This is a genomic window from Glycomyces niveus, assembly GCF_017592475.1.
Classification (GTDB): Bacteria; Actinomycetota; Actinomycetes; order Mycobacteriales; family Micromonosporaceae; genus Glycomyces; species Glycomyces niveus.
Genome location: NZ_JAGFNP010000010.1, coordinates 45,504 through 57,638 on the forward strand (window position 1 = coordinate 45,504; position 12,135 = coordinate 57,638).

Sequence of the window (12,135 nt, forward strand, 5' to 3'; positions counted from 1 at the left end):
GCTCATGGTCACCTGCAGCATCGTGGTGCTGCGCCGGAGGGCGCGACGTGGCTGAGGACTGGCCCGACGGGGCGCTCGTCGAGGCGGCACGGGACGGGGACGCCCGGGCGATCACCGCGCTCGTGTCGGGCTCGCACCCGCATGTGCGCCGGTTCGCGCACTCGCTGTGCACGACCCCGCAGGACGCGGAGGACGCGGCGCAGGAGGCGCTCATCATCCTGTACCGCAAGATCGGCATGCTGCGGGCGACCGGGGCGCTGGCGTCGTGGATGTTCCGGATCGTGCGCAACGAGTGCGTGCGGCGGGCGAAGCGCGCCTTCCGGCACTTCGAGACCGTGCCGGAGCGGCCGGTGCCGTCCGCTGAGGAGGAGGCGCTGCAGCTGCTGGAGGCCGGGATCGTCGCGGACGTGATCGCGGGGCTGCCGGGGGACCAGCGGCGGGTGCTCATCATGCGCGATGTGCAGGGCTACAGCGGCCGCATGACCGCGGACGCGCTCGGGATCTCGACGGCCGCAATGAAGTCCAGGCTGCACCGGGCGCGCGCGGCCGTCCAGGAGGGGCTGCGCGCGATGGAGACGGGAGGCTTCGATGGCCGGTAACGGGAGCTTCGCGAGCAAGTCGGTGCCGCGGCATGTGGCGCGCGGCCTGGTCGGCTTCGGGTCCGTGGTCGCGGCGTTCGCGCTCATCCCTATGTTCGGGTGGTGGAGCCTGCTGCTGATCCCGGTCGGGGTGCTCGCGCTGCGCGGCTGCCCGGCCTGCTGGGTCATCGGCCTCATCGAGACGGTCTCGCGCGGCCGGCTCCAGCGCGAATGCGTCGACGGCGTCTGCCGCCTGCGCTGAACGGCTCTCGGCGGCGGCCCGGAGGCCGCCGCCGGGAACCTGCCCTGTACGGGGTTGACCTGCGAGTTCGCGGGGCTGTCGGACCCGTATGGGAATGTAGTCCTTTTCGGTTGGTCGGAGGCGGACAGCGGGCGGGTACGGGGCACCCCCTACGCCCGCAGCCCGGCGCTCCAAGCGCCGGAGGCGCGTCGAGCACCGACAGGGCGCGCGCAAGATCGATGCGACTCGCGGACTTCGCAGGGCCGAGTCAGGGCTCCGGCAGCCGGAGCGCCGCCGAAGCGGCGACGTGCCTCGTGGCCGCCCGCCCGGGCCGGCTCACTGACCCGCGAACCTCCGCCGGTACGTGCCGGGGAAACCAGGCACCGCCGACCCGGGCACCGCCGACCCGGGCGGCTCACTGACCGGCGAACGTGCGCCGGTACGCGCTGGGCGAGACCCCCAGCACCGCTTGGAAATGCAGCCGCATCGCCGAGGCGGACCCGAACCCCGCGTCGGCCGCGACCTGGTCCACCGACCGGTCGGAGCGTTCGAGGAGGTGCCTCGCCCGCTCGACCCGCTGGTGCAGCAGCCACTTCTGCGGGGACGTGCCCACCTCCTCGCGGAAGCGGCGCGTGAAGGTGCGGACGCTCATCGCCTCGCACTCGGCGAGCTGCCGCAGCGTCAGCGGCTCGTCGAGGCGCTCGAGCGCCCACGCCCGCGCGTTCCCGGTCGAGTTCGTGCCCGGTTCGGGCACGGGGCGCTCGATGTACTGCGCCTGCCCGCCGTCCCGGAACGGCGGCACGACCGCCCGCCTCGCCACCGCATTCGCCACGGCCGCACCGAAATCCAGGCGCACCAGGTGCAGGCACAGGTCGAACCCGGAAGCCACGCCGGCAGAAGTGAACACACCGCCGTCCTCCGTATAGAGCACGTCCGGCTCCAGTCGCACCTGCGGGAACAACGCCCGGAACTCATCGGCCGCATCCCAATGCGTCGTCGCGCGCCGCCCGTCGAGCACCCCCGCGGCCGCGAGCGCGAACGAACCGGTGCAGATCGACGCGAGCCGCGTCCCCGGCCGCACCAGCGCCAGCGCCCCCGCCAGCGGGCCGGGCAAGCCAGGGTCGACCGTCTCATGCTGGGACGGCACCACGACCGTGTCGGCCTCAGCCATCGCCTCGGGACCGTGCGGCACGTTGATCGTCACGTCGGTGTCGGTCCTGACCTCGCCCGGCTCCAGCGCACAGGTCGCGACCTCGTACAGCCGCTCACCCGATGCGTCTCGGGCCGTACCGAACACGCGGTGCGGGATGCCCAGCTCGACTGGGAGCAGGCCGTGGCGGACGAGCACGGCCACACGGTGCCGCCCGGGTTCCTGGAACACGCTCATGGCCCGATCTTCGCACAGATTGGCCAGCGGGCCACTGGCCGCCGCCGCCGCGACGCCCGATGCTTGAACACATGTCCGTCACCGCCCCAGAGGCCCCCGAACGCCGCGCGACCCGCGGGCTCCACCGCGCCTGGTGGGTCGCCGCCGTCGCCTTCACCGCACTCGTCGGCGCGGCCGCCTTCCGCGCCACCCCGAGCGTCTTCATCGAACCGCTGCACGAGGAGTTCGGCTGGTCGCACGGCACCATCTCGGCCGCGATCTCGCTCAACATCCTCCTGTACGGCCTCTTCTCGCCCTTCGCCTCCGCACTCCAGGAGCGATACGGGATCCGCCGCGTCGTCTCCATCGCCCTCGCCCTCATCGCGGCCGGCTCCGGCCTCACCGTGTTCATGACCGCCTCCTGGCAACTGGTCCTCGCCTGGGGGTTCATCGTCGGCATCGGCACCGGCTCGATGGCGATGGCGTTCGTCGCCACCATCACCAACCGGTGGTTCATCGCGCGCCGCGGCCTCGCCTCCGGCATCCTCACCGCGGGCGGCGCCGCCGGGCAGCTGGTGTTCCTCCCGCTCGTGGGCCTCCTCGTCGAAGGCCCCGGCTGGCGGGCCGCCTCGCTCCTCGTCGCCGCCACCGCGCTCGCCATGGTCCCCTTGGTGCTCTTGGTGATCCGCGACCGTCCCGAGGACGTCGGCCTGCACCCGTACGGCGCCGGGGACGACTACGCGACGCCCGAGCCGCCCACGGCGGGCGCGGTGCGCCGCACGCTCGGCGCGCTGGCGGCCGCGAGCCGCACCCGAGCGTTCTGGCTCCTCGCCGGGACGTTCGCGATCTGCGGGGCCTCCACGAACGGCCTCGTCGGCGCGCACTTCGTGCCGGCCGCCCACGACCACGGCATGCCGCTCACCGCGGCCGCGTCGCTCCTCGCCGTCATCGGAATCGTCGACCTCATCGGGACGATCTTCTCCGGCTGGCTCACCGACCGGTTCAACCCGCGGCACCTGCTGTTCGTCTACTACGCGCTGCGCGGGGTCTCACTGCTGGCGCTGCCCGCGCTGTTCGCCGACAGCGTCCACCCGCCGATGATCTTCTTCATCATCTTCTACGGGCTCGACTGGGTCGCCACGGTGCCGCCCACGATCGCCTTGTGCCGCGAGCACTTCGGGGACGACGGCGCGGTCGTCTTCGGCTGGGTCCTCGCCTCCCACCAGGTCGGAGCGGCCCTCATCGCCTCCGCCGCCGGTCTCGCCCGCGACCTCACCGGCGCGTACGACCTCGCCTGGTTCACCTCGGGCGCCCTCTGCGCCCTCGCCGCCGCGATGTCCCTGGCCATCAAGCGCGCAGCCTGAACGGCCGTCGAAAACAGCGAACCGCCCGCGACCTCGCTGAGGTCGCGGGCGGTTCGTCTTGCTGTGGAGCCTAGGAGAATCGAACTCCTAACCCCCTGCTTGCAAAGCAGGTGCTCTGCCAATTGAGCTAAGGCCCCTCGGTCAGCCGCGCGGTTTGCACCCTACGAGACTGGACCTCTCCAAGTATCGCCGCAGCGCTAACCGCACCAGCGAGGATACCCGGATCGCAGTGAACTGGCTAACGCGATTCGCTAGCGCACGTCTTCCGCGGAGGTGGTGGCCTCGTGCCACAGGGTGCGGTCGTCGTTGATCGACTTGACCTTCTTGGCCACGACGAACGCGACCGTGGCCACCCCGGCGACGATCAAGATCTTCTTCCACATGGACCCAGGCCCCCTATATCAGAGATTGCCGCGTACAGCAACGCCGTGTTCGGCATTGCACGATGCGCCTCAGCATAGCGAACCGCGACTCGCCCGGCCGCCGGGCCGGTACCTGTCAGTAAAGAACGTCTTCGGTCTCGGTGTCGCCCCGGAAGAACGTCTTCGCGGCCGCGTGCGCCCGCGCATCGCGATCAACATCACCCGGTCGTGAACCGTAGCCGAGAAGCACGCCCCGCCATTCCATCTTCAGATACTCGGCGCTGAGCCGCAGCGTCCCCGCGAGCGGCACCGCCACCCCGGGCGCGCCGTCGCCGTGCGCGGTGACCGCCCACAGCCGCCGGCCCGCCATGCGGGCCTTGAAGTCCAGGCCCGGCACGCGCAGCCAGCCCGACCAGTAGTCGAGGTAGTTCTTCACCGACGCGCTCACCGAGTACCAGTACAGCGGCGAGGCGACCACGATGTCCGTGGCCGCGAGGGTCGCGTCCTGCACGATCTGCTCCGCGCCCTGCGCGAACGGCGTCGTCCCGTCCCCGGCGTGGCGGCGGTCGGTGAACGCCGGCAGGCCCAGTTCGCCCAGGTGGATCCACCGCTGCGCCGCCTCCGGCTCCAGGTGCTCGGCCGCCGCGCGGGCCAGGGCCTCGGTGTTGCCGCCGGTGCGGGCGCTGCCGAGGAGGAACAGGAACGAGCGGTCGGGCATGGCGGGCTGCTTTCTCGGGCGGGACGGGTGCCCCTGGTGCAAGGCCGCGGGACGGCCGCCCTATTCCGGGCCGCGGCCCGGGCCACAGCCCCGGCGGGCGGGCATGAAAAAACCCGCCGGTTCACGGCGGGTTGTTGGTGGGCGTACCAAGACTCGAACTTGGGACCTTCGAGTTATCAGCTCGACGCTCTAACCACCTGAGCTATACGCCCTTGTCAACGCGGCCTTATCGGCGGCGCTGAGAAAGATTACCTCATGCCCGCGCCAAACGCCGAACAGGCCCCTGCCCTTAGGGACGGCCGTCACTGGCCGGACCGGGAACGGCGAATGCCCGCGGCCACCGGCCGCGGGCATTCGCTTCGCTTGTCGCTAGTCGCGTTCGGCGAGCGTCACCTCGACGCCGCCCACGAGGTCGGCGCACACGTTGTAGATGAACGAGCCGAGCGTCGCCAGGGCCGTGAACAGCACCATGTTCACCACGCCGAGCAGGGCCGCGGCCCCGATGACGCCCTTCGCGGTGATCCGGAAGGCCGCGGTGCCGCCCGCGGCGTCGTCCGAGCTGGTGCCCATGAGCATCTGCAGCATGTCGTTGACCGTGTCGAACACGCCCATCGCGTCGAGCGCGATGTACAGGACCGTGGTCGCCACGACCATCACGATGAACAGCACGATCGAGACGGCGAACGAGAACTTCATCACCGACCACGGGTCGATCCGCTTGAGCCGCAGGCGGGCCCGGCGCGGACCGCGCGCGGCCGCCTGGCTCACCGCGGCACGCGCGGCGCGGACCGCGTCGGCGACGCGGGCCGAGGAGGCCACGCCCGCGGCCTGGTTGGCGGCGGTGTTGCCCGTGGGCGACGTGATCGACTCCGGCGTGACCGGCGGCGGCGTCATGCCCGGCGGGCGGCGCAGCGTCAGCGTCTGGTCCTGGGCGGGAGCGGACGTCGACGCGGCGCTGTCCAAGGGCGACGACGACCCGGGGTCATCGGATTTCGCCTGCTCGGCCGAATCGGACGCGTCGGAGCTGAACTCCGGGACGTCGTCGTCGCGCTCGGTCTCCGCTGCGGTGGCCTTCGCCTCGGTCATCTACTCGTCCTGCCCCTCATCGGGTTCCGGTTCCTCGGCGCTCTGGGTGATCGCGAGCAGCGAGACCTCTTCGGGCAGGTCGATCAGCTTGACGCCCATAGTGTTGCGGTCCGAAGTCTGACGGACCGGCTGCACCGGAGTCCTGATGACGCCTCCCTCCGAGGTGATCGCGAACAGCTCGTCGTCCGGCGTCACCGACAGCGCCCCAACCAAGTCGCCGCGCCGTTCCGTGATCTTCGCGGTCAGGACGCCCTTGCCGCCGCGGCCCTGCTGCGGATACGCGTCGACCGGAGTCCGCTTCGCGTAGCCGCGGCTGGTGGCCACGAGGATGTCCATATTATCGCGCAGAACGATCATGGTGAGCAGTTCGTCGTCCCCGACGAACCGCATCCCGATCACACCGCTGGTCGCGCGGCCCATGGGCCGCAGCGCCTCGTCGGTCGCCTGGAAGCGGATCGACTGCGCCTTGCGCGAGACCAGCAGCAGGTCGTCCTCCTGCTGGATGAGCGCGGCGCCGACCAGTTCGTCGCCGTCGCGCAGGTTGATGCCGACGATGCCGCCTGTGCGGGGCGAGTCGAAATCGGTGAGCTTGGACTTCTTCACCAGGCCGTTGCGGGTCGCGAGCACCAGGTACGGCGTGACCTCGTAGTGGGCCAGCTGGATGACCTGCGCGATGTGCTCGTCCGGGCCGAACGCCAGGATGTTCGCCACATGCTGCCCGCGGGCCGTGCGGCTCGCCTCCGGCAGCTCGTAGGCCTTCGCCCGGTAGACGCGGCCCTTGTTCGTGAAGAACAGGATCCAGTCGTGCGTGGTGCACACGAAGAAGTGGCTGACGATGTCGTCCTGCTTGAGCTGCGCGCCCTGGACGCCCTTCCCGCCGCGCTTCTGCGAGCGGAACGAGTCGGTCTTGGTGCGCTTGACGTAGCCGCCGCGGGTGATCGTGACCACGATGTCCTCGCGGGCGATGAGGTCCTCCATGGACACTTCGCCGGCGTCGGGCATGATCACGGTCCGGCGGTCGTCGCCCCAGCGGGCCACGACCGCGCCGAGCTCCTCGCGCACGATCAGGCGCTGCCGCTCGGGCTTGGCGAGGATGTCCGCGAAGTCGGCGATCTTCGACTCGATCTCGGCGAGCTCGTCGACGATCCGCTGCCGCTCCAACGCCGCGAGGCGGCGCAGCTGCATGTCGAGGATCGCGACGGCCTGGACCTCGTCGACATCGAGCAGGCTCATCAGGCCCTGCTTCGACTCCTCGGCCGAAGGCGAGCGGCGGATGAGCGCGATCGTCTCGTCGAGCAGGTCGAGGGCCTTGGCGAGGCCGCGCAGGATGTGGGCGCGCTCCTCGGCCTTGCGCATCCGGTACTGGGTGCGCCGCACGATCACTTCGATCTGGTGCGCCACGTAGTAGCGGACCATCTGCGCGATGTTCAGCGTGCGCGGGACGCCGTCGACCAGCGCGAGCATGTTCGCGCCGAACGTGTCCTGCAGCTGCGTGTGCTTGTACAGGTTGTTGAGCACCACTTTGGGTACCGCGTCGCGCTTGAGCACGATCACGATCCGCATACCGGTGCGGCCCGAGGACTCGTCGCGGATGTCCGCGATGCCGCCGAGCTTGCCCTCCTTGACGAGGTCGGCGATGCGCTCGGCCAGGTTGTCCGGGTTCACCTGGTAGGGGAGCTCGGTGACGACCAGGCAGGCCCGGCCCTTCGAGTCCTCCTCGACCTCGATGACGGCGCGCATCTTGATCGAGCCGCGGCCGGTGCGGTACGCGTCCTCGATCGCCGCGCGCCCCAGGATCGTGGCGCCGGTGGGGAAGTCGGGGCCGGTGATGATCCCCAGGATCGCCTCGAGGGCCTCTTCCTCGGTGGCCTCCGGGTGGTCCAGGCACCAGTCGACGGCCGCGGCGACCTCGCGCAGGTTGTGCGGCGGGATCTTCGTGGCCATGCCGACCGCGATGCCCTCGGAGCCGTTCACCAGCAGGTTCGGGATGCGCGAGGGCAGGATCGTGGGCTCGGTGGTCTTGCCGTCGTAGTTCGGCTCGAAGTCGACCGACTCCTCGTCGATGTCCCGCAGCATCTCCATCGCGAGCGGCTCGAGGCGCGACTCGGTGTAGCGGTGGGCGGCCGCGGGGTCGTTGCCGGGGGAGCCGAAGTTCCCCTGGCCGTCGATGAGCGGGTACCGCAGGCTCCACGGCTGCGCCATGCGCACCAGCGAGTCGTAGATCGCCGAGTCGCCGTGGGGGTGGAACTGGCCCATGACGTCGCCGATGACGCGCGAGCACTTGACGTACCCGCGGTCGGGGCGGTAGCCGCCGTCGTACATCGCGTACAGGATCTTGCGGTGGACGGGCTTGAGGCCGTCGCGCACGTCGGGCAGCGCGCGCCCGACGATGACGCTCATCGCGTAGTCGAGGTAGGAGCGCGACATCTCCACCTCGATGCCGACCGGCTCGATGCGGCCGTGGCCCTCCGGGATCTCAAGCTGGTCTTGGTTGTTCTCAGGCACCAGTGCTTCCTTGCTTGTCAGTCGGAACGTGGTCGGCGGGCCGCTTTAGATGTCGAGGAACCTGACGTCCTTGGCGTTCTCCTGGATGAAGCGGCGGCGGCTCTCCACGTCCTCACCCATCAGGACGCTGAAGAGCTCGTCGGCGGTTGCCGCATCGTCGAGCTGAACCTGGAGGAGGTTGCGCTGCGCGGGGTCCATGGTCGTCTCCCACAGCTCGGTGTAGTTCATCTCACCGAGACCCTTGTAGCGCTGGACGCCGTCGGAGCGGCGCGGGTCGGACTTGCCCGAGGCGACGCCCGCCTCGATGATCCGGTCGCGCTCGGCGTCCGAGTAGGCGTAGTCGACCAGGTCGCCCTTCTTGTTCCACTTGATCTTGTACAGCGGCGGCTGGCTCATGTACACGTGGCCGAGCTCGATGAGCGGGCGCATGAAGCGGAACAGGAGCGTCAGCAGCAGGGTGTTGATGTGGTGGCCGTCGACGTCGGCGTCCGACATCAGGATGACCTTGTGGTAGCGCAGCTTCTCGGCCTCGAACTCCTCGTGGATGCCCGTGCCGAGGGCCGTGATCATGCCCTGGACCTCGTTGTTCTTGAGGATCTTGTCGAGGCGGGCCTTCTCCACGTTGAGGATCTTGCCGCGGATGGGCATGATCGCCTGCGTGCGCGGGTTGCGGCCCTGCTTGGCCGAGCCGCCGGCCGAGTCGCCCTCGACGACGAAGATCTCGCACTCCTCCGGGTTCGTCGACTGGCAGTCCGCCAGCTTGCCCGGCATCGACGAGGTCTCCAGGAGGCTCTTGCGGCGGGCCAGCTTCCGCGCCTGCGCGGCGGCCTTGCGGGCGTTCGCCGCCGAGGAGGCCTTCTGGACGATCATCCGGGCTTCCTTCGGGTGGCGGTCGAGCCAGTCCGGGATGTGCTCGTTGCAGACCTTCTGCACGAAGCCCTTGATCTCGGTGTTGCCGAGCTTCGTCTTGGTCTGGCCCTCGAACTGCGGCTCGCGCAGCTTCACGGAGATGATCGCGGCCAGGCCCTCGCGGATGTCCTCGCCGGAGAGGCGGTCCTTCTCGGACTTGATGATCTTCTTCTCGAGCCCGTACTTGTTGACCGCGTTGGTGAGCGCGGAGCGGAAGCCCTCTTCGTGGGTGCCGCCCTCGTGCGTGTTGATCGTGTTCGCGAACGTGTAGACCGACTCGCCGTACGACTCGTTCCACTGCATCGCGACCTCGACCGTGTGGAACTCCTTGTCGTCCTCCGCCGTGAACTGCACCACGGTCGGGTGGATCGCGTTCTTCGAGGCGTTCAGGTGGCGCACGAAGTCGGCGATGCCCTCCTCGTACTGGAAGCGCACCTGCCGGACGTTGCCCTCCTCGTCGAAGTGCTCGGGGCGCTCGTCCCGGAGCGTGATCGACAGCCCCTTGTTGAGGAACGCCATCTCCTGGAGGCGGCGGTAGATCGTCTTGTAGTCGAACTCGAGGGTCTCGAAGATGTCCCCGTCCGGCCAGAAGGTCACCACCGTGCCGGTCGCGTCGGTCGGCTCGCCCTTCTCGAGCGGGCCGGGCTGGGCGTGCTTGTAGTCCTGGCGCCAGAAGTAGCCGTCGCGCTGGATCTCCACCGAGACACGGGTGGAGAGCGCGTTCACGACCGAGACGCCGACGCCGTGGAGACCACCGGAGACCGCGTAGGTCTGGGAGTCGAACTTGCCGCCCGCGTGGAGGACCGTGAGGGCCACTTCGACGCCGGGCTTGCCGAGCTTGGGGTGGATGTCGACCGGGAAGCCGCGGCCGTCGTCCTTGACGCTGACGCCGCCGTCCTCGGTGAGGGTCACCAGGATCTCGGTGGCGTAGCCGGCCATGGCCTCGTCCACCGAGTTGTCGACGACCTCCTGGATGAGGTGGTGCAGGCCGCGCTCGCCGGTCGAGCCGATGTACATGCCCGGGCGCTTCCTGACGGCCTCGAGGCCTTCGAGGACCTGCAGCGAACTGGCGCTGTACTCGTCCTGCTGCTTCGCCGCCACCGGCAACTCCTTCTGTCGTCGTTCACGGTCGTAGTGAAAAGTTAGTCCATGGCTGTGACACTTTTCAGTCATCTGGCCTCGGACCTGCCCGATTGTCTGGTCCAGAGGAGCCCGGAGCCGGGCCGGCCATGGCGGTGCCGCCACAACAGTGGCCGGGCGCCGAGGGCGCCGGCCGGACCGCATCCGTCAAGTCTACTTGGCCTGAGCTTCTGTAACCGCTTCCGTGCGCCTCGTTGTCGTCACAGTCGCACCGAGGGGCGGGGACATGAACCCCCCTACGGACTTAGGGGTGCGCGGCTTCAGAACGTGTCACGGGAGCCATTAAACCGTACGCGCCGCGGGCCGAAGGAACGAGTCGGCTGTTGCGGGCCCACGATCTTCAGGCGCTTCACGACGCTCGGGCCGAGGGCCGCGGCGAGCTTGCCGTGGATCTGGCGCGAGAACAGCCGCAGCTGGGTCGCCCAGGCCGTCGACTCGGCCACGACCAGCAGCTCGCCGTTCTCCAGGCTCTTGGGCGAGCAGTGGCCCGCGATCTCCGGGCCGACGATGGCCTCCCAGCGGCCGAACACCGAAGCGTCCGCCACTTTGCGCGTCCAGCCGTTCTTGCGCACGACCTGGGGGAGCAGGCTCCCCAGCGTCTCGGGGTCGCGCTTGTCCGGCCCGGGGCCGGACCACTCCTTGCGGAAGCGCGGGTCGTCGGACTTCCCGCGGCGACGAGGGCGGGGGCGGTAGTCGTAGCCGCCTCCGGAGCCGTTAAAGGACACGCTTGATCTCCCCTTCCCACACGTCGTAGCGGGCGCCGGCCAGCCGCTCGGGCACGTCCCCGGCGACCGCGCAGGTGATGAGCGTCTGCGGCGCGGCCTCGGCGTACTCGGCCAGGCGCTCGCGGCGCGTGGCGTCGAGCTCGGCGAACACGTCGTCGAGGATGAGTATGGGGGCCGTGCCGTCGGCGCGCAGCAGTTCGAAGGCGCCCAAGCGGAGTGCCAGCGCCACCGACCAGGTCTCGCCGTGCGAGGCGTAGCCCTTGACCGGGAGCGAGCCGAGTACGAGGTCGAGGTCGTCGCGGTGCGGGCCGACGAGGGTCGAGCCGCGCTCGACCTCCTTGCCGCGGGCGGCGGCGAGGGCGGCTCCCAGGCGCGCGGTGAGCACGTCCTGGTCGGCGGTGAGGTCGTCGCCGAGCTCCGACTCGTAGGCCAGGTGCACTTCGGCGCGGCCGTCCGCGATCTTCGAGTGGGCCTTGGCGATGGGCTCGGTCAGGTCTTCCAGGAGCGCGAGCCGCCCGGCCATGAGCTCGGCGCCGTGGCGCGCGAGGTGGGCGTCCCAGGCGTCGAGGGTGGCCATCTCGGCGCCGCCGGGGCCGCGGCCGCCGGTCTTCTTCGCCAGGTACGCGGTGCGTAGGAGGGTGTTGCGCTGCTTGAGGACCCGTTCGTAGTCGGCGCGGACCCCGGCGTAGCGCGGGAAGCGCGCGCAGAGCAGCTCGTCGAGGTAGCGGCGGCGGGCGGACGGCTCGCCGCGCACGAGCGCCAGGTCCTCGGGGGCGAACGCGATGGCCTTGAGCGCCCCGATGATCTCGCGGGGGCGGGAGAGGGCGGTCTTGTTCAGCCGGGCCTTGTTCGACTTGCCGGGGACGATCGCGAGCTCGGCGAGGAGGCGGCGGGACTCGTGCAGGATCTCGGCCCGGATCACGGCCTGCTCGCAGCCCTGGCGGACCAGGGGGGCGTCGGAGGAGACGCGGTGGGAGCGGAGGTTGGCCAGGTAGACCAGGGACTCGACCAGGTTGGTCTTGCCGTGTCCGTTGGGGCCCACCAGGATCGAGGGCCCCTCGTCGAACAGGACTTGGGCGTGCGCGTAGGACCGGAAGTCCGTCAATTGCAGCTGTCGTACACGCACGCCTCTATGATGCCG

The 12,135-nt window shown here is 70.1% G+C and carries 11 protein-coding genes and 2 tRNA genes; 3 read left to right on the top strand and 10 right to left on the bottom strand.

From position 1 onward, the window contains the following. The first annotated feature begins 47 nt into the window (after positions 1 to 47). Both J5V16_RS17050 and J5V16_RS17055 read left to right on the top strand, forming a co-directional pair. Entirely contained in the window at positions 48 to 599 is a 552-nt protein-coding gene (locus J5V16_RS17050) for an RNA polymerase sigma factor (RefSeq protein ID WP_208497719.1), read from the top strand. Then, positions 589 to 840, top strand: a complete 252-nt coding sequence (locus J5V16_RS17055) for a hypothetical protein (RefSeq protein WP_208497720.1) — start codon at positions 589 to 591, stop codon at positions 838 to 840. The genes J5V16_RS17050 and J5V16_RS17055 overlap by 11 nt, the downstream gene beginning before the upstream one ends. Positions 841 to 1,234: 394 nt before the next feature. On the opposite strand, the gene J5V16_RS17060 is transcribed toward J5V16_RS17055, so the two are convergent. Beyond that, positions 1,235 to 2,206 (bottom strand): GlxA family transcriptional regulator, encoded by a 972-nt coding sequence (locus J5V16_RS17060; protein WP_208497721.1) that lies wholly within the window; start codon positions 2,204 to 2,206, stop codon positions 1,235 to 1,237. Positions 2,207 to 2,277: 71 nt separating this feature from the next. On the opposite strand from J5V16_RS17060, the gene J5V16_RS17065 reads away from it, so the two are divergent. Then, entirely contained in the window at positions 2,278 to 3,549 is a 1,272-nt protein-coding gene (locus J5V16_RS17065; protein WP_208497722.1) for an MFS transporter, read from the top strand. Between the two features lie 64 nt (positions 3,550 to 3,613). Here J5V16_RS17065 and J5V16_RS17070 read toward each other — a convergent pair. From J5V16_RS17070 to recF, 9 genes are all read right to left on the bottom strand, one after another. Then, positions 3,614 to 3,686, bottom strand: a tRNA-Ala gene (locus J5V16_RS17070). A 114-nt stretch (positions 3,687 to 3,800) separates the two neighbouring features. Next, positions 3,801 to 3,932, bottom strand: coding sequence for a DLW-39 family protein (locus J5V16_RS24580; RefSeq protein WP_218125197.1), 132 nt, complete (start codon positions 3,930 to 3,932; stop codon positions 3,801 to 3,803). 115 nt (positions 3,933 to 4,047) lie between these two features. Continuing rightward, a complete protein-coding gene (locus tag J5V16_RS17075) occupies positions 4,048 to 4,629 on the bottom strand; it encodes a flavodoxin family protein (RefSeq protein ID WP_208497723.1) in 582 nt (193 codons plus the stop codon). Between the two features lie 135 nt (positions 4,630 to 4,764). Continuing rightward, positions 4,765 to 4,841, bottom strand: a tRNA-Ile gene (locus J5V16_RS17080). Positions 4,842 to 4,998: 157 nt separating this feature from the next. Further along, a complete protein-coding gene (locus J5V16_RS17085; protein ID WP_208497724.1) occupies positions 4,999 to 5,715 on the bottom strand; it encodes a DUF3566 domain-containing protein in 717 nt (238 codons plus the stop codon). Continuing rightward, the gene (gene gyrA, locus J5V16_RS17090; RefSeq protein ID WP_208497725.1) at positions 5,716 to 8,220 is read right to left on the bottom strand and encodes a DNA gyrase subunit A; all 2,505 of its coding nucleotides are present in this window, start codon (positions 8,218 to 8,220) and stop codon (positions 5,716 to 5,718) included. Between the two features lie 45 nt (positions 8,221 to 8,265). Next, positions 8,266 to 10,230 carry a DNA topoisomerase (ATP-hydrolyzing) subunit B gene (gene gyrB, locus J5V16_RS17095; protein WP_408612475.1) on the bottom strand — a complete coding sequence of 655 codons (1,965 nt, stop codon included), beginning with the start codon at positions 10,228 to 10,230 and terminating at the stop codon, positions 8,266 to 8,268. A gap of 299 nt (positions 10,231 to 10,529) precedes the next feature. Further along, on the bottom strand, positions 10,530 to 10,994 hold the full coding sequence (locus tag J5V16_RS17100; protein WP_208497727.1) for a DciA family protein: 465 nt from the start codon (positions 10,992 to 10,994) through the stop codon (positions 10,530 to 10,532). Beyond that, positions 10,984 to 12,120, bottom strand: a complete 1,137-nt coding sequence (recF, locus tag J5V16_RS17105; RefSeq protein WP_208497728.1) for a DNA replication/repair protein RecF — start codon at positions 12,118 to 12,120, stop codon at positions 10,984 to 10,986. Before recF ends, J5V16_RS17100 begins: the two co-directional genes overlap by 11 nt. Between the last annotated feature and the right edge of the window lie 15 nt (positions 12,121 to 12,135).